We start from the raw sequence: 24439 nt of genomic DNA, 5'->3' as shown, positions 1-24439 counted from the left end.
GCGGCGGACCCCCTTGTCCCGACCGATCGTTCGGTTACTCTAACTCTGACCGCCCGTTCCTGACTACGTTTCCGCACAGGTCCAAGAGCTCGACGAAGAGTTCCTGAGACGAGGAGTTGGTCCCCCATGGCCGCCGAACTCACCGCGCCCGAGCTGATCGCCCGCCACCGTCCCACCCTGGACCAGGCCCTGGAAGCGATCCGCACACGCGCGTACTGGTCACCCCACCCCGAGCACCCGAAGGCGTACGGGGAGAACGGCAGCCTGGACATGGCCGCGGGCAAGGCCGCCTTCGACGCCCTGCTCGGCACCCGCATCGACCTGGACCAGCCCGGCACGGACGGCTGGGTGGACGGCGAGACCTCCCCGTACGGCGTCGAGCTGGGCACGAGCTACCCGCACGCGGACCTGGACGTGCTGCTGCCCGCCATGAAGGCCGGGATGCGCGCCTGGCGGGACGCGGGCGCGGAGACCCGCGCGGTGGTCTGCCTGGAGATCCTCCGGCGGATCAGCGACCGGACCATGGAGTTCGCCCAGGCGGTCATGCACACCTCCGGCCAGGCGTTCATGATGGCGTTCCAGGCCGGCGGCCCGCACGCGCAGGACCGCGGCATGGAGGCGGTGGCCTACGCGTACGCGGAGCAGGTGCGCACGCCCGACACCGCGGAGTGGACCAAGCCGCAGGGCAAGCGCGACCCGCTCGCCCTCACCAAGAGCTTCGTCCCGGTCCCGCGCGGCATCGGCCTGGTCATCGGCTGCAACACCTTCCCGACGTGGAACGGCTACCCGGGCCTGTTCGCCTCCCTGGCCACGGGCAACGCGGTCCTGGTCAAGCCGCATCCGCGCGCGGTGCTGCCGCTCGCGCTCACCGTCCAGGCCGCCCGCCAGGTGCTCACCGAGACCGGCTTCGACCCCAACCTGGTCGCGCTGGCCGCCGAGCGGCCCGGCGAGGGCATCGCCAAGACGCTCGCCACGCGCCCGGAGATCCGGATCATCGACTACACCGGCTCCACCGAGTTCGGCGACTGGCTGGAGAGCAACGCGCGCCAGGCGCAGGTGTACACGGAGAAGGCCGGCGTCAACACGGTCGTCGTGGAGTCGACCGGCGACTACAAGGGGATGCTGTCCAACCTGGCGTTCTCCCTGTCCCTGTACAGCGGCCAGATGTGCACCACCCCGCAGAACCTGCTGGTCCCCCGCGACGGCATCACCACCGACCAGGGCCCCAAGTCCTTCGACGAGGTCGCCGCCGACCTGGCCGAGGCGGTCGACGGCCTGCTCGGTGACGACGCCCGCGCAAGCGCCCTGCTGGGCGCGATCGTCAACCCGGACGTCAAGGCCCGCCTGGAGGCCGCCACCGAGCTCGGCGAGGTCGCGCTCGCCTCCCGCGAGATCACCCACCCGGAGTTCCCGGGCGCGGTGGTGCGCACGCCGGTGATCGTGAAGCTGGACGGCTCCAAGCCGGACGCCGAGGCCGCCTACATGAGCGAGTGCTTCGGCCCGGTCTCCTTCGTGGTCGCCGTCGACTCCGCCGCCGACGCGACGGAGCTGCTGCGGCGCACGATCCGCGAGAAGGGCGCGATGACCGTCGGCGCGTACACGACCTCCCCGGAGGTCGAGGAGGCCGTGCGGGAGGTCTGCCTGGAGGAGGCCGCCCAGCTCTCGCTGAACCTCACCGGCGGGGTCTACGTCAACCAGACGGCCGCCTTCTCCGACTTCCACGGCTCCGGCGGCAACCCGGCGGCCAACGCGGCCCTGTGCGACGGCGCCTTCGTCGCCAACCGCTTCCGGGTGGTCGAGGTGCGCCGCGAGGCCTGAGCCGCCTCAGGCGGATGCGCCCCCGGTGGCGCTCCAGTGGTACAGCGTCATGGCCACACTGGTCGCGAGGTTGTAGCTGGAGACCTGGGGGCGCATCGGCAGCGCCACCAGATGGTCGGCCCGCTCCCGCAGCTCGGCCGTGAGACCGGTGCGCTCCGACCCAAAGGCGAGCAGCGCGTCGTCCGGCAGCTTCAGGGAGCGGATGTCCTCGCCCTCCGGGTCCAGCGCGAAGACCGGTCCGGACGGCAGCTCGTCCACGGTGAGGCGTTCCACGGCGGTGGCGAAGTGCAGCCCCGCCCCGCCGCGCACCACGGTGGGGTGCCAGGGGTCCAGCGTCCCGGTGGTGACGACGCCGGTCGCCCCGAAGCCGGCGGCCAGCCGGACCACGGCCCCCGCGTTGCCCAGGTTGCGCGGCTGGTCCAGGACCACCACGGGCGCGGTGCGCGGCGCGCGCGCCAGCCTCGTCAGGTTGCCCGCGCGGTCCGGCCGCACGGCGAGCGCCGCGACGGCCGTGGGGTGCGGACGGGTCACCAGTGAGGCGTACGTCCCGTACGGCACCTCCGTCAGCAGCGCCGCCAGCGTGTCCCGCACGTCCTCGGCCAGCTCGTCGGCGAGCACCAGGGCGGCGGCCCGGTCGGCGGTGAGCGCGACGAGCACCTCGGCGCCGAAGCGCACGGCGTGCTTGAGGGCGTGGAAGCCGTCGAGCAGCACCGCGTCCGGGGCGGCCCGGCGCCATGCGGCCACCGGGCCGGCCGGTGACGCGGCGGACAGGTCGTGGACGGGGTCGCTCATGCCGAGCAGCCTACGTGCGCGGGCCCGGCGCTCCGTCGGCCGCCGGGCCGGCCTCCGCCGAACTCACGGCGGGCGGACCGTGCGGGCGCCGCGGCGGCGGGAGCGGGGCCGCGTCCGCGCGCGGGCGCAGCCGTCCCCGCGCGCGTGCCGCCAGGCGGCCGGTCCGGCGCAGGAAGGACGTGGGCAGGAAGACCGCGTCGGCCGCGATCATCGCCAGAGAGAAGAAGGGCAGCCCGAGCACCACGGCGATCACCGCGTGCTCCAGGATCATGAAGCTCAGCAGGGCGTTCTTGACCCGCCGGTTGAACAGCGTGAACGGGAAGGCGACCTGCACGACGACGGTCACATAGGTCACCAGCATCACCAGAGTGCCGCTGGCGGTGAGCAGCTCCGCCAGCGACGGCCAGGGGGAGAAGTACTCCAGGTGCAGCGGGTAGTGGACCGCGGTGCCGTCCTGCCAGCGGGAGCCCTGCACCTTGTACCAGCCGGCCGTGGCGTAGATCAGGCACGTCTCCGCCATGATCACCAGCAGCGCGCCGTTGTGCACGACGTTCGCGACGACGTCCAGCAGGATCCGCGGCTGCTCCGTCCTCGCCGGCCGCCCGGCCAGCCACCACACCGCCTGCCCGAGCCACACGGCCCACAGCAGCGCGGGTATGAACCAGTCCCCGTCCGTCCGGCCCGCTAGCGACCCCAGGAGCAGCACGATTCCGAGCACCGCCCACAGCGCGGGGCCCACCCGGTCGCGCGGCCGCTCCCCGCGCGCGCGTGCCCCGGCGGCCCGGTGCGCCCGCCGGGCGTCCAGGGACCAGACCCGGCCGCAGCGGGTGAAGACCAGATAGATCGCCATGATGTGCAGGACGTTGTCACCGCCGTCGCCCATGAAGACGCTGCGGTTCTGCAGCGTCAGGACGCCCACCATGAACAGCGCCGCCATGGTGCGGGTGCGCCAGCCGAGCAGCAGCAGGAGGCTGAACAGCACGGCCAGCGCGTAGACCGCCTCGAACCAGATCCGGCTGTCCGACCAGAGCAGCACGGTGAAGGCGTCGTTCGAGGCGACCAGCTGGGCGGCGAGGTCCCAGGCCCAGGGACTGTCGGGGCCGTAGAGCTCCTGCCGGTGGGGGTACTCGCGCAGCAGGAACAGCAGCCAGGTGAGGCCGAGGCCGATGCGCAGCACGGCGGTCTGGTACGGACCGAGGGCGGAGTCGGTGACCCGGGCGATCGCCCGGGGGACCGCCTGCGAGAAGCGGTTCACCCGATGCCTCCCCGGGTCTCGTCCTCGGGCAGCGACCACCAGGGCAGCACGCGGTACACGGCCTCGCCCGACACCTTCTCCTCGCTCCACGACGGCGGCGGCACGTCGGTGGTGCGCGAGCGGACCTGGACCCGGGCGACCTCGCCGTCCGCTCCCGCCGCGTCCGCCCGGTCCAGGCGCATGACCATGATCCGCCGCAGGTACGTCTCGGACAGCGCCCCGCGCAGACCCACCGGGCGGTTGTCGTCGTCGTGCGTGGAGACGTAGAAGTCCCAGGCGCGGCGCAGTTCGTTCTGCTGGGTGTGGCTGGGCGCCGGGTTGCCGTCGATGTCGCGTCCGTCCTGGGCCGACAGGTCGTACCAGCCGGTGGTGCGGCTGGCACCGTCCGGCGTGCGGATCTCGGCCCTGACCTGCACGGACACGTTCTGCTGCAGCGGGTTCGGCGCGAACAGCTTCCAGTTCTGCTCGAACTCCGGGTAGATCCAGTCGGCGATGGTCTCGCTGTGCTTCCTGCTCACCGTGTTCGGCGGCGCGACGTGCAGGAACGTCATCCCGAGGTGCACGCACACCACGACGGCGACGACCGCGAGGGTGAGTGCGACGCCGATCCGGTAGCGCAGGGAGAGGGCGGCGACTCCGGTGCGGGGTCCGCCGGAGGGGTCGCTCAGCGGCTGCGCGCCGGGCTGCTCCTCTCCGGCCACTCCGGTGCGGGGTCCGCCGGAGTCGCCGCTCAGCGGCTGCGCGCCGCCCTGGGCGCGAGCGGCCCTCTCCTCGCTGTCCGGTGACGCCTCCGGCCGCGGTACGACGGGCTCGTCCGGTTCGTCCGCCGGCGCCGCGGGTCCGGGCAGCGGGGCGCGCGGCCCCGGCGCGCCAGGCTCCGCGGGCCCGTGCCGGGCGTCCGAGCCCTTGTCCTGCGCGTCCATTCCGCCCCGATCCCCGAGTTCCCCGGTCCCTTGCCGCGTCCGCCCGGCCGCGAGCCCCCGCGGCGCGGGGCACGGCCGCTCCGCCGCGTCGCACGGAACGGTACTCAGCCCCGGCCGCCCGGGCACAGTCCCGTCGGCGCTCCGTCCCGTGGCGGTCGCCACACCCGGTCTCCGGGCGGCCGCCGGCGGCCGGCACCGGCAGGTTATCCACAGCGGTTGACACCTCGCGGCCCCCGTCTCACCATGGAACCGCACGAACCGAACGATCGGTCGGGAGCGTGCTCAGGGAAGCATCCAGGTCGAGGGGGACCCCATGGCGACAGCAGCCGCCCGCGATACGGCCGGCGGTCCGACCGCGTACGACGCACCGGCGGGCCCCGGTGACGCCGCCGCGCTCCAGAGTGCCTTCGACACGGCGGTCGCCGCCGACGAGCGGATCGAGCCGCGCGACTGGATGCCGGACGCCTACCGCGCCACGCTCGTCCGGCAGATCGCCCAGCACGCGCACTCCGAGATCATCGGCATGCAGCCGGAGGCCAACTGGATCACGCGCGCGCCCTCCCTGCGCCGCAAGGCCATCCTCATGGCCAAGGTCCAGGACGAGGCCGGGCACGGGCTGTACCTGTACAGCGCCGCCGAGACCCTCGGCGTGAGCCGCGACGAGCTGCTGGACAAGCTGCACGCCGGCCGGCAGAAGTACTCCTCGATCTTCAACTACCCGACGCTGACCTGGGCCGACGTCGGCGCCATCGGCTGGCTGGTGGACGGCGCCGCGATCACCAACCAGGTCCCCCTGTGCCGCTGCTCCTACGGCCCGTACGCCCGCGCGATGGTCCGCATCTGCAAGGAGGAGTCCTTCCACCAGCGCCAGGGGTACGAGCTGCTGCTGGCCCTCAGCAAGGGCACGCCGGAGCAGCACGCGATGGCGCAGGACGCGGTGGACCGCTGGTGGTGGCCGTCGCTGATGATGTTCGGCCCGCCCGACGACGAGTCGCAGCACTCCGCGCAGTCGATGGCCTGGAAGATCAAGCGGCACTCCAACGACGAACTGCGCCAGCGCTTCGTCGACATCTGCGTCCCGCAGGCGGAGTCGCTCGGCCTCACCCTCCCCGACCCGGACCTGCGGTGGAACGAGGAGCGCGGGCACCACGACTTCGGCGCCATCGACTGGTCGGAGTTCTGGGAGGTCCTCAAGGGCAACGGCCCGTGCAACGAACAGCGCCTGTCCCGGCGCAGGAAGGCCCACGAGGAAGGCGCCTGGGTCCGGGATGCGGCAGCGGCCCACGCGGCCAAGCACAGGAACGACACGACGGGAGCGACGCGCGCATGACCCACACCGACTGGCCGCTGTGGGAGGTCTTCGTGCGCTCGCGCAGGGGCCTGTCCCACACCCACGCCGGCAGCCTGCACGCCCCGGACGCGGAGCTCGCCCTGCGCAACGCGCGCGATCTGTACACCCGGCGCGGCGAGGGCGTCTCCATCTGGGTCGTGCCGTCCTCCGCCGTCACGGCCTCCTCGCCCGACGAGAAGGACCCCTTCTTCGAGCCGGCCGCCGACAAGCCCTACCGCCATCCCACCTTCTACGAGATCCCCGAGGGGGTGCAGCACCTGTGACCACGACACCCCCCGCGGACACCGTCCCCACGGCCGCCGCGCTCGCCCTCGGCGACGACGCCCTGGTGCTCTCCCACCGCCTCGGCGAGTGGGCCGGGCACGCCCCCGTGCTGGAGGAGGAGGTCGCCCTCGCCAACATCGCGCTCGACCTGCTCGGCCAGGCCCGGCTGCTGCTGTCGACGGCCGGTGACGAGGACGAGCTGGCCTTCCTCCGCGAGGAGCGCGCCTTCCGCAACCTCCAGCTGGTGGAGCAGCCCAATGGCGACTTCGCCCACACCATCGCCCGCCAGCTCTACTTCTCCGTGTACCAGCACCTCCTGCACGGCCGGCTGGCCTCCGGCGACGGCCCGTTCGCCCCGCTGGCCGGCAAGGCCGTCAAGGAGTCCGCCTACCACCGCGACCACGCCGAGCAGTGGACCCTGCGTCTCGGCGACGGCACGGACGAGAGCCACGCGCGGATGCAGCGGGCCGTGGACGCGCTGTGGCGCTACACCGGCGAGATGTTCCAGCCCGTCGAGGGGATCGACGACGTCGACTGGAGCGCTCTGGAGCGCACCTGGCTGGAAGTGATCGAGGACGTGCTGCGACGCGCCACGCTCACGGTGCCGAAGGGGCCGCGCTCGGGGGCCTGGAGGGCCGGCGCGGGCCGTCAGGGCCTGCACACCGAGCCCTTCGGCCGGATGCTCGCCGAGATGCAGCACCTGCACCGCAGCCACCCGGGGGCGACATGGTGACCACCACGCCCCTGGAGGAGCAGCTGCTGGAGCTCGCCGGCTCGGTGCCCGACCCCGAGCTGCCCGTGCTGACCCTGCGCGAGCTGGGCGTGGTCCGCGCGGTGCGGGCGCACGGCACGGACAGCGTCGAGGTCGACCTGACCCCGACCTACACCGGCTGCCCGGCCGTCGAGGTGATGAGCCTGGACATAGAGCGCGTGCTGCGCGAGCACGGCGTGCGCGAGGTCACCGTGCGCACGGTCCTCGCCCCCGCCTGGTCGACCGACGACATCACGGACGAAGGCCGCCGCAAGCTGCGGGAGTTCGGCATCGCCCCGCCCCGCACGGGCGCCGTCCCCGGCCCCGTCCGCGTCGAGCTGGGCCCCACACGCACACGCGACAGCGGCGCCGCCGGCGGGCCGGAGCCCGTGCGCTGCCCGCACTGCGACTCCCCCGAGACCGAGCTGCTCAGCCGTTTCTCCTCCACCGCGTGCAAGGCGCTGCGCCGCTGCCTGTCCTGCCGCGAACCGTTCGACCACTTCAAGGAGTTGTGATGGCCCGCTTCCACCGGCTCCGGGTGGCCGCGGTCGACCGGCTCACCGACGACTCCGTCGCCCTCACCCTCGCCGTCCCCCCACGACTGCGCGAGGAGTACCGCCACATCCCCGGGCAGCACCTCACGCTGCGCCGCGTCGCCGACGGCGAGGAGATCCGCCGCACCTACTCGATCTGCTCCCCCGCCCCCGACGGCGAGGCGCCGAGCACCCTGCGGGTCGGGGTGCGGCTCGTGGAGGGCGGCGCGTTCTCCACGTACGCGCTCAAGGAGATCGGCCTCGGGGACGAGCTGGAGGTCATGACCCCCGCCGGCCGCTTCACGCTCCCCCCGGCCCCCGGTCTGTACGCGGCCGTGGTCGGCGGCAGCGGCATCACGCCGGTGCTGTCGATCGTCTCCACACTCCTGGCCCGCGAGCCGGAGGCACGGTTCTGCCTGATACGCAGCGACCGGACGGCCGCCTCGACGATGTTCCTGGAGGAGGTCGCCGACCTGAAGGACCGCTACCCCGACCGGTTCCAGCTGGTGACGGCGCTCTCCCGGGAGGAGCAGCAGGCGGGACTGCCGTCCGGGCGGCTGGACCGGGAGCGGCTGGCCGCGCTGCTCCCGGCGCTGCTTCCGGTGGACCAGGTGGGCGGCTGGTTCCTGTGCGGACCGTACGGACTGGTGGAGGGCGCCGACCGGGCCCTGCGCGGGCTGGGCGTCCCCCGCTCCCGCATCCACCAGGAGATCTTCCACGTGGACTCCGGACCGGCCGCCCCCGCCGCCTCGGCCGCCCCCGCGCACAGCACGGTCACGGCACGGCTCGACGGACGCGGCGGCACCTGGCCCGTCCAGGCCGGCGAGTCCCTGCTGAGCGCGGTGCTGCGCAACCGGCCCGACGCGCCCTACGCCTGCAAGGGCGGCGTGTGCGGCACCTGCCGGGCGTTCCTGGTCTCCGGCGAGGTGCGCATGGACCGCAACTTCGCCCTGGAGCCGGAGGAGACGGAGGCGGGGTACGTCCTGGCCTGCCAGTCGCACCCGGTGACGGAGAAGGTGGAGCTGGACTTCGACCGCTGAGACCGCTGAGTCCGCCGGTCCCGCCCTGCGGGGCGGGCCGACGGACTCGGACGCTTCTCGGGGCGTCCCGGGCGACCGCTAGAGCACGTGACCCGGCTGCCCGTCGTCGGTGACGACGGGACGCCCCGCGGCCTCCCACACCTGCATCCCGCCGTCCACGTTCACGGCGTCGATGCCCTGCTGGGCCAGGTACATGGTGACCTGGGCCGACCGTCCGCCGGAGCGGCAGATCACATGGATCCGGCCGTCCTGCGGGGCGGCCTCGGTCAGCTCGCCGTAGCGGGCGACGAACTCGCTGACGGGGATGTGCAGCGCGCCTTCGGCGTGACCGGCCTTCCATTCGTCGTCCTCACGGACGTCCAGCAGGAAGTCGCCGTCCTTGAGGTCGCCGACCTGGACCGTGGGCACACCAGCTCCAAAACTCATGCACCCGACGCTACCGGACCGCGGGGCACACCCGGTTTCAGCCTTGCAGCGCCGCCAGCTCCGCCTCACGCTCGGCCAGCTGGGCCCGCAGCTGCGCGGCGATGTCCTCGAGGAGCTGGTCGGGGTCGTCGGGCGCCAGCCGCAGCATGGAGCCGATGGCGCTCTCCTCCAGGTTCCTGGCGACCAGCGTGAGCAGTTCCTTGCGCTGGGAGAGCCACTCCAGGCGGGCGTAGAGCTCCTCCGCCGGGCTCGGGGTGCGCTTCAGCTCCGGTCCCGCGGCCCACTCCTCCGCCAGCTCGCGCAGCTCCTCCGCGTTGCCACGGGCGTAGGCGGCGTTGACACGGGTGATGAACTCCTCGCGGCGGGCCCGCTCCTCGTCCTCCTGCGCCAGGTCGGGGTGGGCCTTGCGGGCGAGCTCGCGGTAGAGCTTGCGGGCCTCCTCGCTGGGCCGCACCCGTTCCGGGGGCCGCACCGGCCGGTCCGTGAGCATGGCGGTGGCCTCGGGGAACAGGCCGTCCCCGTCCATCCAGCCGTTCATCAGCTCCTCGACGCCGGGGATCGGCACCAGCCGGGCGCGCGCCTCGTCGGCCCGCCGGCGGTCCTCGGGGTCGTCGCTGCGGGCCGCCCTGGCCTCGAGGATCCGGGCGTCCAGCTCCTCGAGGCGGGTGTACAGGGGGCCCAGCTTCTGCTCGTGCAGCCGGGAGAAGTTCTCGACCTCGACGCGGAACGTCTCCACGGCGATCTCGAACTCGATCAGCGCCTTCTCCGCCGCCCGCACGGCCTGCTCCAGCCGCTCCTCGGGCCGCGTCGCGCCACCGCCGACGGGCGTACGCTGCGCGCCGGCGCCTTCACCCTGGTCACCTTCCGAGGTCGTCACCCGGACAGCGTAGGCCACCTGCGGGGGCGGCACGTCCCGTCACCGGGGTGTGCGCCCGGACCGGGCCGTCCTGGGGCGAACCGTCTCAGATCCCCGTCTCCGCGGCGATCCGGCCGGCCCGCACCGCCATCACCAGGTCCGTGTGGTCCGCCTCGGTGCGGTCGGCGTAGGCGACGGCGAACGCGGCGACCGCCTCGTCCAGTTCGTCGTTCCTGCCGCAGTAGCCGGCGATGAGGCGGGGGTCGGCGCTGTGGCTATGGGCGCGGGCCAGCAGGGCCCCGGTCATGCGGGCGTAGTCGTCGATCTGGTCGGCGGCCAGCGCGGCCGGGTCCACGCTGCCCTTGCGGTTGCGGAACTGCCGCACCTGGTACGGACGGCCGTCGACGGTGGTCCAGCCCAGCAGGCTGTCGCTTATCACCTGCATCCGCTTCTGGCCCTCGACCACCCGGCGTCCCTCGTGCTCCGCGTCCTGGGCGTCGAAGCCGGCGGCCGGGAGGTGCGGCATCAGGGCGGAGGGGCGGGCTTCCTTCACCTGGAGCACGAGCGGCTCGCCCCGGTGGTCGAGCAGCAGCACGACGTAGGAGCGGGTGCCGACGCTGCCGGTGCCGACGACGCGGAACGCCACGTCGTGCACCGCGTACCGGGCGAGCAGGGGGTGGCGGTCGGCCGGGAGCGTGCCGAGGTACTGCTCCAGGGACGCGGCGACGGCGGTCGCCTCGGCGTCCGGGACGCGGCGGAGCACGGGCGGCGCGTCGACGAAGCGGCGTCCGCCGTCCTCGGTGCGCTCGGTGGACCTGGCGGCGAAGCGGCCGCTGGTGTTGACGCGGGCCTTCTCGGAGACCCGCTCCAGGGTGCCGATGAGGTCGTGCGCGTCCGCGTGGGAGACCAGCTCCTCGTCCGCGATGGCGTTCCACGCGTCCAGCGCCGGCAGCTTGGCCAGGAGGCGCATGGTGCGGCGGTAGGCGCCCACCGCGTCCCGGGCGGCCGCACGGCACACGTCCTCGTCCGCGCCGGCCTCCCGCCCGGCGAGCACGAGGGAGGCGGCGAGCCGCTTGAGGTCCCACTCCCAGGGGCCGCGCACGGTCTCGTCGAAGTCGTTGAGGTCGATGACCAGGCCGCCGCGGGCGTCGCCGTAGAGACCGAAGTTGGCCGCGTGGGCGTCACCGCAGATCTGGGCGCCGATGCCGGTCACCGGCGTGCGGGCCAGGTCGTGGGCCATGAGGCCCGCCGAGCCGCGCAGGAAGGCGAACGGGGTGGCCGCCATCCGGCCGACGCGGAGGGGCGCCAGCTCGGGCAGCCGGCCGCGGCTGGACTCCTCGACGGCGGCCACGGCGTCGGGCCGGGAGACGTCCGGGCCGAGGGCGGCGTGGACGCTGCGGGGCACCCGTCCACGCAGCGCCTTGCCCTCCTGCCTGGGGGAGCCCGCGGCGGGCCGGCGACCGAATCCCGGCACCTGCGGCAACCGCTGTCCGGTCCCGGTCTCCCCGGGCGAGGCCCCGGGCGCCCCGGCGACCACGTCGCCCCCTCCGGCTCGGGCGTCGCTCATCTCGGCCGCCTCTCCCCTGCACATGTGTGCGGTGCGCACGTCTCGTCATCGATCGAGCCGACCGTACAGCCGGCGGGCGCGCGGGCGTCAGCCCTGTGGACGACGCACACCCTGTGGACAACCACGGACGAACACCCCGCACGGCCGGCCCGCCCTCCGTTCGACCACGCCCGGCCACCCGCCCCCGGCCCCCGCTCCGGCCCACGCCCCCCGCGGCCCGTTACGACCGGAGATCACCCCTCTTGCCGCCCCTGCGCACCCGATTCGATCATGAGATGTTCCTCACACGTCCACCCCGCCCTCACAGGGCCCGGACATGCGAAACGGGCGGCATCCGATGGATGCCGCCCGTCCGACGGTGTGCGCGAGGGGGGAGTTGAACCCCCACGCCCTTTCGGGCACTGGAACCTGAATCCAGCGCGTCTGCCTATTCCGCCACCCGCGCATTGGGTGTATCTTCCGGTCCTTGCCCCCTGGGGCCTGGCGCCTTCCGACATCGAGAACATTAGCACGCTGTCCGGGGTGGATTCACATCCCTTCCGCGCGGACCGCCTCCGACCGGGGACGACGCCGTCACCACCCCTTCCGGGCACCTCTCCGGCGTCCCGTTCACACCCGGCCGCGGAAAACCCGCGGCCGTCCCTTTCTCCCTCCATACGCCCCCTCCACGCCCCCCGCCGTCCACGGACCCCCGCCGGCCGGCGTCGGACGCCCGCCCGTGTCGCGACCGCGACCGCCTCACGTATCAACCTCGTACCGGTACCGGCCGTCTCCCCAAGAGGCGGACGGAGTCCGCCGCAGGGTGCGGGACACTGGTCTGCGGCCCCCTCTACGATCCATGGCAGAACGACGGGCACCACCACGGCCGACGGAGTTCGAAGAGGAGCCTCGGAGGGAACTTCGTCAGGCGCCGACACCCGGCGGCCGGGCGGACAGGGGGAACCAGCCGATCGGGCGGCGCGTGGATACGATCAGTAAGCAGTACCAGGTAAGCGGTGCACACAACGGTGCACGGGGCAGTACACAGGACGGCAGCGACGGAGGAGGTGCCCCATGGGAGTCCTGAAGAAATTCGAGCAGCGTCTCGAAGGTCTGGTCAACGGCACCTTCGCCAAGGTGTTCAAGTCCGAGGTCCAGCCCGTGGAGATCGCCGGTGCACTCCAGCGGGAGTGCGACAACAACGCCACCATCTGGAACCGCGACCGCACCGTCGTGCCCAACGACTTCATCGTCGAACTGAGCACCCCTGACTTCGAGCGCCTGAGCCCGTACTCCGGCCAGCTCGGCGACGAGCTCGCCGGCATGGTCCGCGACTACGCCAAGCAGCAGCGCTACACCTTCATGGGCCCGATCAAGGTGCACCTGGAGAAGGCCGAGGACCTCGACACCGGCCTGTACCGCGTGCGCAGCCGCACGCTCGCCTCCTCCGCCAGCCAGGCGGCGGCCCCCGGGGCGGCCGCTCCCGCCCCGCCCGCCGGCCGCCCCGGAGGTTACGGCTACCCGCCGGCCGCCCCCGCGGGCGCCCCGCCCATGCCCGCCGCGCCGCCGCCCGGCCGGCCCGGCGGTTACGGCTACCCGCCGGCCGCGGCCCCCGGCCCCGTGCCCGGCGGCCGCACCCGCTACTGGATCGAGATCAACGGCACCCGCCACCAGATCTCCCGCCCCACCCTGGTGATGGGCCGCAGCACCGAGGCCGACGTGCGGATCGACGACCCCGGTGTCTCGCGCCGGCACTGCGAAATCCGGACCGGAACGCCCTCGACGATCCAGGATCTCGGCTCCACCAACGGCATCGTGGTGGACGGGCAGCACACCACCCGCGCTACGCTCCGCGACGGCTCGCGGATCGTCGTGGGCAGCACCACCGTTATCTATAGGCAAGCCGAAGGGTGAAGCGGGGGCAATGTCAGAGCTGACCCTCACGGTCATGCGGCTGGGTTTCCTGGCCGTTCTGTGGCTGTTCGTGATCGTGGCCGTGCAGGTCATCCGGAGTGACCTGTTCGGCACTCGCGTCACCCAGCGCGGAGCCCGGCGCGAGACCGGCCGGCAGCAGGCGGCCCGCCAGGCGCCGCCCCCGCAGCGCCAGCAGGCCGGCGGCGGCCGCCGCGGCCGCAACACCCCCACCAAGCTGGTCGTGACCGAGGGCACCCTGACCGGCACCACCGTCGCGCTCCAGGGCCAGACCATCACCCTGGGCCGGGCGCACGACAGCACGATCGTGCTGGACGACGACTACGCCTCCAGCCGCCATGCCAGGATCTACCCGGACCGCGACGGGCAGTGGATCGTCGAGGACCTGGGCTCCACCAACGGCACCTACCTGGACCGGACCCGGCTGACGACCCCCACGCCGATCGCGCTGGGCGCACCGATCCGCATCGGCAAGACCGTCATCGAGCTGCGGAAGTAGTACGAGAATGAGCGAGCGGAGCGAGCACGCGGTGGGGGTCCTCACCCAGGGTCCCGGCGCGCTCCCGACCGGAGGGTGGGCAGTGTGGCTCGACACGACCGGCTGTACCCGGAGCCGACGGGCGAGGTGCGCATGAGTCTGTCCCTGCGCTTCGCCGCCGGATCGCACAAGGGCATGATCCGGGAGGGCAACGAGGACTCCGGTTACGCCGGTCCCCGCCTGCTCGCCATCGCCGACGGCATGGGCGGCGCCGCCGCCGGTGAGGTCGCCTCCTCCGAGGCGATCTCCACCATCGTCGCCCTCGACGACGACGTGCCCGGCTCCGACCTGCTCACCTCCCTCGGCACGGCCGTCCAGCGGGCCAACGACCAGCTGCGCATGATGGTCGAGGAGGACCCCCAGCTCGAGGGCATGGGCACCACCCTGACCGCGCTGCTGTGGACCGGTCAGCGCCTGGGCATGGTGCACGTCGGTGACTCCCGCGCCTACCTCCTGCGCGACGGCGTCCTCACCCAGATCACCCAGGACCACACCTGGGTGCAGCGTCTGGTGGACGAGGGCCGGATCACCGAGGAGGAGGCCACCACCCACCCGCAGCGGTCCCTGCTGATGCGGGCCCTGGGCAGCGGCGAGCACGTCGAACCCGACCTCTCCATCCGCGAGGTGCGGGCCGGCGACCGCTACCTGATCTGCTCCGACGGCCTGTCCGGCGTGGTCTCCCACCAGACCCTCGAGGAGGCCCTGGCCAGCTACCAGGGCCCCGAGGAGACCGTCCAGAACCTGATCGAGCTGGCGCTGCGCGGCGGCGGGCCCGACAACATCACCGTGATCGTCGCCGACGTCCTCGACCTGGACACCGGGGACACCCTGGCCGGGCAGCTCTCCGACACCCCGGTCGTGGTCGGCGCCGTCGCGGAGAACCAGAACCAGCCGCAGGACAACGGCATCATGCAGACGCCCGCGGGCCGCGCCTCCGGCCTCGGGCGGCGGCGCGGCGGGGGCGGCGGGGGCGGCGAGTTCGGCCCGCCCGGCAGCGGCGACGTCACCGGTTTCATCCAGACCGACGGCCTCGGCTACGGCGACGACGACTTCGTCAAGCCGGCCAAGAACCGCCGGTGGCTCAAGAGGTCCGCGTACAGCCTGCTCGCACTCGCCGTCATCGGCGCCGGTCTGTACGGCGGCTGGCGCTGGACGCAGACGCAGTACTACGTCGGCGCCAAGGACGAGCACGTCGCGCTGTACCGGGGCATCAACCAGGACCTGGCCTGGGTGTCCCTGTCGAAGGTCGAGAAGGATCACCCCGAGATCGAACTCAAGTACCTGCCGCCCTACCAGCGCAAGCAGGTCGAGGCGACCATCGTCGAGGGCGATCTGTACGGCGCGCGGGAGAAGATCGAGGAACTGGCCGTCCAGGCCTCCGCGTGCAAGAAGCAGGCCGAGCGGCGCGCCGCCGCCGGCGAGAGGAACGCACGCACCGGCGAGGGCGAGGCCGGGGGCACCACGGGAACCACCCCCGCCTCCTTCGCGTCCAAGGCATCGCCGACGCCGAACCCCTCGGGCTCGGCGAAGGCACCGGAGCAGTCCACGCCCCCGTCCACGACCGCACCCACTACCAGCCCCGGCCCCAGCCTCTCGGAGGAAGAGCAGAAGGTCGTCTCGCTGTGCGGTAAGCAGTAGGCAAGCCGTGAGAGGCCCTGTCACACGATGAGCAGTACTACCAACCCGTCGACGCAGCACACGTCCACGATCGGTGCCATCGGCGCTCCCAGCCGCCGCAACACCGAGCTCGCGCTGCTGGTGTTCGCCGTCGTCATCCCGGTCTTCGCCTACGCCAACGTGGGACTCGCCCTCGACGACCAGGTGCCCGCCGGGCTGCTGAGCTACGGCCTGGGACTCGGTCTGATGGCGGGCCTGGGCCACCTCGCCGTACGCAAGTTCGCCCCGTACGCGGACCCGCTGATGCTGCCGCTCGCCACGCTGCTCAACGGCCTGGGTCTGGTCGCCATCTGGCGCCTGGACCAGTCCGAGAGGCTGCAGGCGAGCCGGACCTTCGTGGAGGCGGCGCCGCGGCAGCTGATGTACTCGGCGATCGGCGTGGCCCTCTTCGTCATCGTGCTGTTCTTCCTCAAGGACCACCGTGTCCTGCAGCGCTACACCTACATCTCGATGGCCGGCGCGCTGGTGCTGCTGCTCCTGCCGCTGGTCCCGGGCCTCGGCCACAACGTCTTCGGCGCCAGGATCTGGATCAAGATCCCCGGCCTCGGCACGCTCCAGCCCGGTGAGTTCGCCAAGATCGTCCTCGCGGTCTTCTTCGCGGGCTACCTGATGGTCAAGCGCGACGCCCTGGCCCTCGCCAGCCGCCGCTTCATGGGGCTCTACCTGCCGCGCGGCCGTGACCTCGGCCCGATCATCGTGGTCTGGATCATCTCCATCCTGATCCTGGTCTTCGAGACCGACCTCGGTACCTCGCTGCTGTTCTTCGGCATGTTCGTGATCATGCTGTACGTCGCCACCGAGCGGACCAGCTGGATCGTGTTCGGTCTGCTGATGTCCGCGGTCGGCGCCGTCGGCGTGGCGAGCTTCGAGCCGCACATCCAGACGCGTGTGCAGGCCTGGCTGGACCCGATGCGCGAGTTCGAGCTCAGCCGCGCCGGCGTCCAGGACGGCATCGTCCACTCCGAGCAGGCCATGCAGGCGCTGTGGGCGTTCGGCTCCGGCGGCACCCTCGGCTCGGGCTGGGGCCAGGGCCACTCCGACCTCATCGGCTTCGCCGCCAACTCCGACTTCATCCTCGCCACCTTCGGCGAGGAGCTGGGCCTGGCCGGCATCATGGCGCTGCTGCTGCTCTACGCGCTGATCGTGGAGCGGGGCGTGCGGACCGCCCTCGCCGCCCGCGACCCGTTCGGCAAGCTGCTCGCCATCGGCCTCTCCGGGGCCTTCGCCCTCCAGGTCTTCGTCGTGGCCGGCGGCGTCATGGGACTCATCCCGCTGACCGGTATGACGATGCCCTTCCTGGCGTACGGAGGTTCCTCCGTGATCGCCAACTGGGCGCTGATCGGCATCCTGCTCAGGATCAGCGACACCGCCCGCCGCCCGGCGCCCGCCCCCGCCTCCAACCCCGACGCCGAGATGACCCAGGTGGTCCGCCCATGAAGACGCCAGGGCACCCATGAGAGTGATCATCGTCACTCAAAAAAAAGATCATTGACGCCTCATCACTCGATAAGGTCACTCTGAATCACCGCAAGCGACCAGCGAGTGACTAGAGTTATGGGGGTTTACCATGCTTCGCATGCGTACACGCAGTAGGCGCGTTGTGACGGGAGCCGCGACCGTTCTCGGTGCCGTACTGCTGACCGTGACCAACTCGGCGAGTGCCCAGGCCGCAGCCTACGGGGGCAACTGGACCACCAACGATGTGAAGATCCGTAAGGGTCCGAGCACCGGCACGGCCATCGTCGACCGTGGCTACATAGGCGACGGCGGAGCCGTGAAGTGCAAGGTCCAGGGTGAAGGCATCTACGGCAACACCACCTGGTACTACGTACAGAACATCAACTCCAACAAGAACGTGTGGGGCTACACCTCGGCCTACTACTTCAGGGTGGCCAGCGGCAACCCGCCGAACTGCTAGGCACGGTCCCGGCGACATGTTGACGGACGGCTTCCGGACCGGCGTTCGCCGGTCCGGAAGCCGTCCGTATAATCCGGAACCACCCGACTCTTCAGTGCGTCTATTGATTGACCGATGTCGGCTTCTCCTGTGCGTACAACTACTACCTGCAAACCGTGGGTGGCTTGAGGTGAACGTCACAACAGCGACGCCGAACATCTGAACCAACAGGCGCACTTGTCAGCTTGTGGAAAGGCCGGATGTGAACAAGCCATTGCGCCGGGTCGCAATCTTTTGCGGCCTCCTCATCTTTGCTCTGCTCGTTCGAGGAAACTGGCTGCAGCATGTCCAGGCCAGCGAGCTGGCCTCCGACGACAAGAACCGCCGCGTCGGCATCGAACGTTACGCTACGCCCCGCGGAAACATCATCGTCGATGGCAAAGCCATTACAGGATCCGTCGAGTCCCAGAGCGGTGACTACAAGTACAAGCGCACCTGGATCGACGGCGCGATGTGGGCACCAGTCACCGGCTACTCCTCGCAAGCTTTTGACTCCAGTCAGTTGGAGAAGCTGGAAGACGGCATCCTCACCGGCAATGACGACCGTCTCTTTTTCCGTAACACCCTCGACATGATCACAGGGAAGCCGAGAGAGGGCGGCAGTGTCGTCACCACCCTCAGCTCTGCTGCGCAAAAGGCCGCGTACACGGGTCTGGGTGACAAGAAGGGCGCCGTCGCAGCGATCGAGCCGTCGACGGGCAAGATCCTGGCGCTCGCTTCGACACCGTCGTACGACCCGTCGACCTTCGCTGGGACCTCCGACAAGGACGCCAAGGCCTGGAACGCGCTCCAGAAGAAGAACAACCCCGATGACCCGATGTTGAACCGAGCCCTGCGTGAGACCTACTCACCGGGCTCCACGTTCAAGGTGGTCACCGCGGCAGCGGCGTTGGAGGAAGGCTTGGTCACCGACATCGACGCCAAGACCGACACGCCGGAACCGTGGATCATGCCGGACACCACGACGCCTCTGCGTAACCACGGGAATATCCCTTGTGAAAACGCCACCCTGCGCGAGGCGCTTCAATACTCGTGCAACAGCGTCTTCGGCAAGCTCAGTCACGAGGTCGGTAACAAGAAGATGATCGAGTACGCGGATAAGTTCGGCTTCAACGAAGCCAAGCTGGACACCCCGGTCCGCGCCTCCATGAGCGTCTTCCCCGAGGACAACAAGCCGCAGAACGCCATGGCGGGCATCGGGCAGGCGTCCAACCGCGCCACTCCGCTCCAGATGGCCATGGTCGCAGCCGCCATCGCCAACGACGGCACGTTGATGAAGCCGTACATGGTCGACCAGCTCAAGACCGCGAACCTCGACACCATCGAAACGACCGAACCACAGGAGTTCTCCCGGCCCGTCTCCCCGGAGAACGCGCAGAAACTGCAAGAGATGATGGAGACCGTCGTCGAAGAGGGGACCGGAGGCAACGCCCGGATCGACGGCGTCACCGTCGGAGGCAAGACCGGTACCGCCGAGCGCGGCATCAACAACACCGGCAAGCCGTACGCCTGGTTCATCTCGTACGCCAAGACCGATGAGGGTTCCCCGGTCGCCGTCGCCGTCGTCGTCGAGGACAGCAACGCGACCGGTGCCGACATCTCCGGCGGAGGCCTGGCCGCACCGATCGCCAAGGACGTGATGGAGGCGGTCCTCAAGAGCAAGCAGTGACCCCGGTCACGTCCGCTTCACATCGGTGCACGTTGCGGTACCGGTCCTGTATCGGCTGACGCACTTTGCCAGGGCCACAGAAAAAGAGCCGGGTACGGTAGGCCCGGAACGCAGCCTCCGATCGCACAAGGGTGCCGGTCGGGACCGACGGAGAGGGCTGGTAGGTAGCTATGGAAGAGCCGCGTCGCCTCGGCGGCCGGTACGAACTGGGCCAGGTGCTCGGCCGTGGTGGAATGGCGGAGGTCTACCTCGCCCACGACACCCGTCTCGGCCGCACCGTGGCAGTGAAGACGCTGCGCGCCGATCTCGCGCGTGACCCGTCCTTCCAGGCCCGGTTCCGCCGGGAGGCCCAGTCGGCCGCCTCGCTCAACCATCCCGCGATCGTCGCGGTCTACGACACGGGCGAGGACTACATCGACGGGGTCTCCATCCCGTACATCGTCATGGAGTACGTCGACGGTTCCACGCTCCGTGAGCTGCTGCACAGCGGTCGCAAGCTCCTTCCGGAGCGGACGCTGGAGATGACCATCGGCATCCTCCAGGCGCTCGAGTACTCCCACCGGGCCGGCATCGTCCACCGCGACATCAAGCCCGCGAACGTCATGCTGACGCGCAACGGCCAGGTCAAGGTCATGGACTTCGGCATCGCCCGCGCCATGGGCGACGCCGGCATGACGATGACCCAGACCGCCGCCGTCATCGGCACCGCCCAGTACCTCTCCCCGGAACAGGCCAAGGGCGAACAGGTGGACGCCCGGTCCGACCTGTACTCCACCGGCTGCCTGCTGTACGAACTCCTCACCGTCCGGCCGCCGTTCGTCGGTGACTCCCCGGTCGCGGTCGCCTACCAGCACGTCCGGGAGGAGCCGCAGCCGCCGAGCGTCTTCGACCCCGAGATCACGCCCGAGATGGACGCGATCGTGCTGAAGGCGCTCGTCAAGGACCCCGACTACCGCTACCAGTCGGCCGACGAGATGCGCGCCGACATCGAGGCCTGCCTCGACGGCCAGCCCGTCGCGGCGACCGCCGCCATGGGCGCCGCCGGCTACGGCGGCTACCCGGACGACCAGCCGACGACGGCGCTGCGCTCGGACGCCGGCGCGGGTGCCGGCGCCACCTCGATGCTGCCGCCCATGAACCCGGACGACGGCGGCTACGGCTACGACGACCGCCAGAGCCGGCGCCGCCCGCCGAAGAAGAACAACACCAGCACGATATTGCTGGTCGTGGCGGGTGTCCTGGTCCTGATCGGCGCCATCCTGATCGGCCGCTGGGTGATGAGCGGTGACGGAGTGGACAACAGCACCGTTGCGACCCCCAACTTCATCGGCGAGACCAGGGCGGACGCCGAGAAGCGCGCCGTCAACAGCGACTTGCAGCTGAGCTTCACGGAGAAGCCCTGCGAGAACCAGGCCAAGGGCAACATCTGCGACCAGGACCCGAAGGCCGGGACCGAGGTGGAGAAGGGGGACACCGTCAACCTGGTGGTCTCCACCGGTGCGCCGAAGGTCGCGGTGCCGAGCGTGATCGGTGACAGCCTCGAGGACGCCAAGGCCGAACTCGAGGGCGAGAAGTACGAGTTCGTCGTCGAGGTCGAGGAAGAGATCAGCGGCGAGGAGCCGGGCACGGTCATCGAGCAGAAGCCGGATCTCGGTGAAGAGGTGGAGAAGGGCACCACCGTCACCCTCACCGTCGCCAAGGCCGAGGAGAAGGCCACCGTCCCGAACGTCCTCGGCAAGACGTGTGACGAGGCCGTGGCCCAGATGACGGCGAACAACCTCACCGGCGCCTGTGTCGAGGAGGAGACCGACGACCCGAACCTGGTCGGCAAGGTCATCCGCACCTCGTTCCAGGCGAACACCGAGGTCTCGAAGGGCACCCAGGTGCAGATCTTCATCGGCAAGGCGAAGGAAGTCGAGAAGGTGGCCGTGCCCAAGGTCAACGGCCAGAGGCTCGAGGACGCCCAGCGCATGCTCCAGGATGCGGGTCTCTCCCTCGCCGACGTCGTCGGGCCCAAGGACCCCAAAGCACGCGTCCTCGGATCCAACCCGCCCCAGGACAGCCAGGTGGACAAGGGCGCCGGAGTGACCCTGTTCACGGTCGGCGGTGGCGGCGGCGGCATCTTCGACGACTGACCCGCGGGTCCCCGCACGACAGGAGCCCCGGTCCCCCTTCGGAGGGGCCGGGGCTCCTTGCTGTTCCAGGTGACAGGCGCGGGGCGCCGGACTCAGCGCAGCTCCTCCGGCGGGGTGCGGTCCTCGTCCACCTTCTCCTTGCGGACCAGTTCGCCCCAGACGATGTAGCGGTACTTGCTGGTGTAGACCGGCGTGCAGGTCGTCAGCGTGATGTAGTGGCCGGCCTTCTTCCGGCCGGACTCCTCGGGGACCTCGGCGAGGACGCCGACGTTGTACTTCGAGGTCTCCGGGAGGATGCCGTAGACCTTGTAGACGAACCACGTGTCCTTCGTCTCGAAGACGATCGGGTCGCCCTTCTTGATCTTGTGGATGCCGTGGAACTTGGCACCGTGGCCGTCGCGGTGGGCGGCGAGGGAGAAGTTGCCCTTCTTGCCGGACGTCGGCAGCGTCGCCTTCACGGGGTCGGTGTAGTAGCCGGCCACGCCGTCGTTGAGGACCTTCATCGACGTGCCCTTCTCGACGAGGATGTCGTCGTCGCTCATCGTGGGCACGTGCAGGAAGCCGATGCCGTCCTTGCTGTCGTACACGGCGGGTCCGTCGCGTTCGCCGCCGTCGGACTCCTGCGCCCAGGAGTCGCGGACCTCGTCCGCCTGCTGGTCCGCGGCGCGGTCCGCGACGACGTTCGTCCACCACAGCGAGTAGACGACGAACAGGCCGAGCACCACGCCCGCGGTGATGAGCATCTCCCCGAAGAAGCTGATCACCATGGCCACCGGCCCCGGACGGCGGCGCTCCCGCGGCGGCGGGGACGCGTGCGTGTGCTGTGCGGTGTCGTCGGCGGTCGCTGCCACGTTTCCTCTGCCCTTAACTGACGAGCGCATCCGGCTTTCCCTTGCTGCGCGGCCGTTCCTCGGCCATCTGGCCCCAGACGATCAAGCGGTACTTGCTGGTGAACTCAGGTGTGCACGTGGTCAGCGTGATGTAGCGGCCCGGCTTGGTGAAGCCCGAGCCCTTGGGCACCGGGTCGAGGACGCTGACGTTGCTCGGCGGCGTCACCGGCAGCATCGACGCCGTCTTGTACACGAAGTACTTGTCCTGCGTCTCCACGACGATCGGATCGCCCTGCTCCAGCCGGTTGATGTACCGGAACGGCTCCCCGTGCGTGTTGCGGTGCCCCGCGAGACCGAAGTTGCCGGTCTTGTCGTCCGGCATCGCCGTCTTCAGCGGGGCCTCCGCGTAGTGGCCGACCATGCCCCGGTCGAGGACCTTCTCGTCGCTGATGCCCGCGGCGATCGGCACCACCACGTCCAGCTTCGGTATGTGCAGCAGCGCGAAGCCCTGCCCCGGTTCGAACGCGCCGGGCTTGCGCTCGCCGTTCGCCCAGTCCCGCTGGAGGTCGCTGGCCTCCTTGCCGGCCTGCGCCTGCGCGCGCACGTTCGTCCACCACAGCTGGTAGGTGACGAACAGCAGCATCAGCACGCCGGAGGTGATGAACACCTCGCCGATGGCCCGGCTCGCCACGACCGCCGGGCCCGCCTTGCGGGCCCGTGCCTGCCTGCGCGCCTCGACCCGGGACAGCGGAGCCCGTGGCGCCCCCTCAGAGGCGTCGTCCCGCCCTCTGCCGGCCGAGGGCCCGTCCCCGGCCTTGTGGGAGCCTCCACGCCGTCCCTGCCGCTTCTTGGCGGCCTTCCTGCGGGCCGCCCGGCCCCCGGCCGGCGGGGGCTCCTCGCCCGTCGTCCGCGGGGGCGGGTCCGGGATGCGCAGCGCGACGGTCTCGTCGTCGACCGGCGGGAGCTGCGCGGTGGCGTCGTCGGTGCTCCCCGCGTCGTAGGAGCCGGGCGTCGCCGCCCGGCCGTACCAGCCGTCCTCGTACGCCCCCTGGGCCCCGTGCGCACCCTGTGCCTCGTACGGCTGCCCGCCGTACGAGGTGTGGGGGTCGCCGGCGCCGTATCCGTGGGCGCCGGACTCGCGCTCGGGGCGCAGCGCCGTCACGCCGAGGACCTGCCCACCACCGGGGCGAGCCCCGCGGATCTCGCCACGGCGTCCGGGTCACCGCACTCCGCGAGCCAGTTGGCCAGCATCCGGTGGCCGTGCTCGGTCAGCACCGACTCGGGGTGGAACTGCACCCCTTCCACCGGGAGTTCACGGTGCCTCAGTCCCATCACGATGCCGTCCTCGGTGCGGGCCGTGACCTCCAGCTCGGCGGGCACCGTGGCCGGCTCGGCGGCCAGCGAGTGGTACCGGGTGGCGGTGAAGGGCGAGGGCAGTCCGGCGAAGACGCCCTTGCCCCCGTGCGTCACCGGGGAGGTCTTGCCGTGCAGCAGCTCGGGGGCCCGGCCGACCACACCGCCGTACGCCACCTGCATCGACTGCATGCCGAGGCAGACGCCGAAGACGGGGACACCGGTCACGGCGCAGTGCCGCACCATGTCCACGCAGACGCCGGCCTCTTCGGGGGTGCCGGGCCCCGGGGACAGCAGCACGCCGTCGAAACGGTCCTGGGCGTGCGACGTCGACACCTCGTCGTTGCGCAGGACCTCGCACTCGGCGCCCAGCTGGTACAGGTACTGGACCAGGTTGAAGACGAAGCTGTCGTAGTTGTCGACGACGAGAATGCGCGCGCTCACTGGTTGTCCACCGTCACATCGTTGAAGGGCAGCAGCGGCTCGGCCCAGGGGAAGACGTACTGGAAGAGGACGTAGACCACGGCGACGATCAGCACGAGTGAGATGAGTGCCTTCACCCATCCGTTGCCCGGCAGATGCCGCCAGATCCAGCTGTACATGCCGTCCCTTCCGTCGTACCACGGCACCAGACCCACGCCGTACGCCACCAGACTAACGGCGCAACGCCCTCTGTTTCCCGGCCTCCACAGGCTGTGTGACAAGCCGACCGGTCCGTTGTATGCACCCCTCAGTACGTGCCGCGAGGCCGATCGCCTCGATACCGGACGCATGTTCCACGTGAAACGGGAGG

At 71.1% G+C, this 24439-nt stretch carries 23 protein-coding genes and 1 tRNA gene; 13 read left to right on the top strand and 11 right to left on the bottom strand.

What is annotated here, in order from left to right; translation table 11 throughout:
• Positions 1-126: 126 nt before the first annotated feature.
• Positions 127-1818 carry a phenylacetic acid degradation protein PaaN gene (gene paaN / locus ACIQ8B_RS03945; RefSeq protein WP_290002487.1) on the top strand — a complete coding sequence of 564 codons (1692 nt, stop codon included), beginning with the start codon at positions 127-129 and terminating at the stop codon, positions 1816-1818.
• Positions 1819-1824: 6 nt separating this feature from the next.
• Here paaN and ACIQ8B_RS03940 read toward each other — a convergent pair whose 3' ends face one another.
• The 3 genes from ACIQ8B_RS03940 to ACIQ8B_RS03930 are packed head-to-tail and all read right to left on the bottom strand — an operon-like array spanning position 1825 to position 4788.
• Positions 1825-2610 (bottom strand): TrmH family RNA methyltransferase, encoded by a 786-nt coding sequence (locus ACIQ8B_RS03940; RefSeq protein ID WP_403545056.1) that lies wholly within the window; start codon positions 2608-2610, stop codon positions 1825-1827.
• A 10-nt stretch (positions 2611-2620) separates the two neighbouring features.
• Positions 2621-3865: an HTTM domain-containing protein gene (locus ACIQ8B_RS03935; protein WP_403545054.1), complete on the bottom strand. Its 1245-nt coding sequence runs from the start codon at positions 3863-3865 to the stop codon at positions 2621-2623.
• Positions 3862-4788 (bottom strand): DUF5819 family protein, encoded by a 927-nt coding sequence (locus ACIQ8B_RS03930; protein ID WP_403545052.1) that lies wholly within the window; start codon positions 4786-4788, stop codon positions 3862-3864. The genes ACIQ8B_RS03935 and ACIQ8B_RS03930 overlap by 4 nt, the downstream gene beginning before the upstream one ends.
• Before the next feature lie 313 nt (positions 4789-5101).
• Between ACIQ8B_RS03930 and paaA the strand changes: the two genes are divergently transcribed.
• The 5 genes from paaA to ACIQ8B_RS03905 are packed head-to-tail and all read left to right on the top strand — an operon-like array spanning position 5102 to position 8727.
• Entirely contained in the window at positions 5102-6118 is a 1017-nt protein-coding gene (gene paaA, locus ACIQ8B_RS03925) for a 1,2-phenylacetyl-CoA epoxidase subunit PaaA (RefSeq protein ID WP_403545050.1), read from the top strand.
• The gene (paaB, locus tag ACIQ8B_RS03920; RefSeq protein WP_024886305.1) at positions 6115-6402 is read left to right on the top strand and encodes a 1,2-phenylacetyl-CoA epoxidase subunit PaaB; all 288 of its coding nucleotides are present in this window, start codon (positions 6115-6117) and stop codon (positions 6400-6402) included. The genes paaA and paaB overlap by 4 nt, the downstream gene beginning before the upstream one ends.
• Complete coding sequence (paaC, locus tag ACIQ8B_RS03915; protein ID WP_403545047.1) at positions 6399-7136, top strand: 1,2-phenylacetyl-CoA epoxidase subunit PaaC; 738 nt, start codon at positions 6399-6401, stop codon at positions 7134-7136. Before paaB ends, paaC begins: the two co-directional genes overlap by 4 nt.
• The gene (gene paaD / locus ACIQ8B_RS03910) at positions 7130-7669 is read left to right on the top strand and encodes a 1,2-phenylacetyl-CoA epoxidase subunit PaaD (protein WP_403545045.1); all 540 of its coding nucleotides are present in this window, start codon (positions 7130-7132) and stop codon (positions 7667-7669) included. Before paaC ends, paaD begins: the two co-directional genes overlap by 7 nt.
• Positions 7669-8727, top strand: coding sequence for a 2Fe-2S iron-sulfur cluster-binding protein (locus ACIQ8B_RS03905; protein ID WP_403545043.1), 1059 nt, complete (start codon positions 7669-7671; stop codon positions 8725-8727). The genes paaD and ACIQ8B_RS03905 overlap by 1 nt, the downstream gene beginning before the upstream one ends.
• Positions 8728-8805: 78 nt before the next feature.
• Here the strand turns inward: ACIQ8B_RS03905 and ACIQ8B_RS03900 are convergent, their stop codons facing one another.
• The 4 genes from ACIQ8B_RS03900 to ACIQ8B_RS03885 form a co-directional block, all read right to left on the bottom strand.
• Positions 8806-9135: a rhodanese-like domain-containing protein gene (locus tag ACIQ8B_RS03900; RefSeq protein ID WP_106413363.1), complete on the bottom strand. Its 330-nt coding sequence runs from the start codon at positions 9133-9135 to the stop codon at positions 8806-8808.
• A 55-nt stretch (positions 9136-9190) separates the two neighbouring features.
• Positions 9191-10030: a hypothetical protein gene (locus ACIQ8B_RS03895; protein WP_403545041.1), complete on the bottom strand. Its 840-nt coding sequence runs from the start codon at positions 10028-10030 to the stop codon at positions 9191-9193.
• An 85-nt stretch (positions 10031-10115) separates the two neighbouring features.
• A complete protein-coding gene (locus tag ACIQ8B_RS03890) occupies positions 10116-11576 on the bottom strand; it encodes a DUF2252 domain-containing protein (protein ID WP_403545039.1) in 1461 nt (486 codons plus the stop codon).
• A gap of 361 nt (positions 11577-11937) precedes the next feature.
• Positions 11938-12021 (bottom strand) — tRNA-Leu (locus tag ACIQ8B_RS03885).
• A gap of 608 nt (positions 12022-12629) precedes the next feature.
• Here ACIQ8B_RS03885 and ACIQ8B_RS03880 point away from each other — a divergent pair.
• From ACIQ8B_RS03880 to pknB, 7 genes are all read left to right on the top strand, one after another.
• The gene (locus ACIQ8B_RS03880) at positions 12630-13469 is read left to right on the top strand and encodes a DUF3662 and FHA domain-containing protein (protein WP_093764316.1); all 840 of its coding nucleotides are present in this window, start codon (positions 12630-12632) and stop codon (positions 13467-13469) included.
• 10 nt (positions 13470-13479) lie between these two features.
• On the top strand, positions 13480-13986 hold the full coding sequence (locus ACIQ8B_RS03875; protein ID WP_106413365.1) for an FHA domain-containing protein: 507 nt from the start codon (positions 13480-13482) through the stop codon (positions 13984-13986).
• A gap of 132 nt (positions 13987-14118) precedes the next feature.
• A complete protein-coding gene (locus tag ACIQ8B_RS03870; protein WP_290002797.1) occupies positions 14119-15663 on the top strand; it encodes a Stp1/IreP family PP2C-type Ser/Thr phosphatase in 1545 nt (514 codons plus the stop codon).
• 27 nt (positions 15664-15690) lie between these two features.
• On the top strand, positions 15691-17139 hold the full coding sequence (locus ACIQ8B_RS03865; RefSeq protein ID WP_403545036.1) for an FtsW/RodA/SpoVE family cell cycle protein: 1449 nt from the start codon (positions 15691-15693) through the stop codon (positions 17137-17139).
• Positions 17140-17404: 265 nt separating this feature from the next.
• Complete coding sequence (locus ACIQ8B_RS03860) at positions 17405-17620, top strand: hypothetical protein (protein WP_403545034.1); 216 nt, start codon at positions 17405-17407, stop codon at positions 17618-17620.
• A gap of 241 nt (positions 17621-17861) precedes the next feature.
• Positions 17862-19328, top strand: a complete 1467-nt coding sequence (locus ACIQ8B_RS03855) for a peptidoglycan D,D-transpeptidase FtsI family protein (RefSeq protein WP_403545032.1) — start codon at positions 17862-17864, stop codon at positions 19326-19328.
• 170 nt (positions 19329-19498) lie between these two features.
• Positions 19499-21463, top strand: coding sequence for a Stk1 family PASTA domain-containing Ser/Thr kinase (gene pknB, locus ACIQ8B_RS03850; RefSeq protein WP_403545030.1), 1965 nt, complete (start codon positions 19499-19501; stop codon positions 21461-21463).
• Between the two features lie 92 nt (positions 21464-21555).
• Here pknB and ACIQ8B_RS03845 read toward each other — a convergent pair whose 3' ends face one another.
• From ACIQ8B_RS03845 to ACIQ8B_RS03830, 4 genes are read right to left on the bottom strand one after another with little or no spacing between them, the layout of a single operon-like run.
• Positions 21556-22314, bottom strand: a complete 759-nt coding sequence (locus tag ACIQ8B_RS03845; RefSeq protein WP_403545027.1) for a class E sortase — start codon at positions 22312-22314, stop codon at positions 21556-21558.
• 13 nt (positions 22315-22327) lie between these two features.
• Positions 22328-23455, bottom strand: coding sequence for a class E sortase (locus ACIQ8B_RS03840; RefSeq protein ID WP_403545025.1), 1128 nt, complete (start codon positions 23453-23455; stop codon positions 22328-22330).
• The gene (locus ACIQ8B_RS03835) at positions 23452-24090 is read right to left on the bottom strand and encodes an aminodeoxychorismate/anthranilate synthase component II (protein ID WP_403545023.1); all 639 of its coding nucleotides are present in this window, start codon (positions 24088-24090) and stop codon (positions 23452-23454) included. Before ACIQ8B_RS03835 ends, ACIQ8B_RS03840 begins: the two co-directional genes overlap by 4 nt.
• Positions 24087-24248, bottom strand: a complete 162-nt coding sequence (locus tag ACIQ8B_RS03830; RefSeq protein ID WP_290002425.1) for a hypothetical protein — start codon at positions 24246-24248, stop codon at positions 24087-24089. The genes ACIQ8B_RS03835 and ACIQ8B_RS03830 overlap by 4 nt, the downstream gene beginning before the upstream one ends.
• Positions 24249-24439 lie beyond the last annotated feature (191 nt).

The sequence above is a fragment of the Streptomyces sp. NPDC096105 genome (assembly GCF_044763335.1).
In the GTDB taxonomy this organism is placed as follows: domain Bacteria; phylum Actinomycetota; class Actinomycetes; order Streptomycetales; family Streptomycetaceae; genus Streptomyces.
Note: the sequence above shows the minus strand (reverse complement) of the source record. Positions and strands in the feature narration are given on the sequence as shown.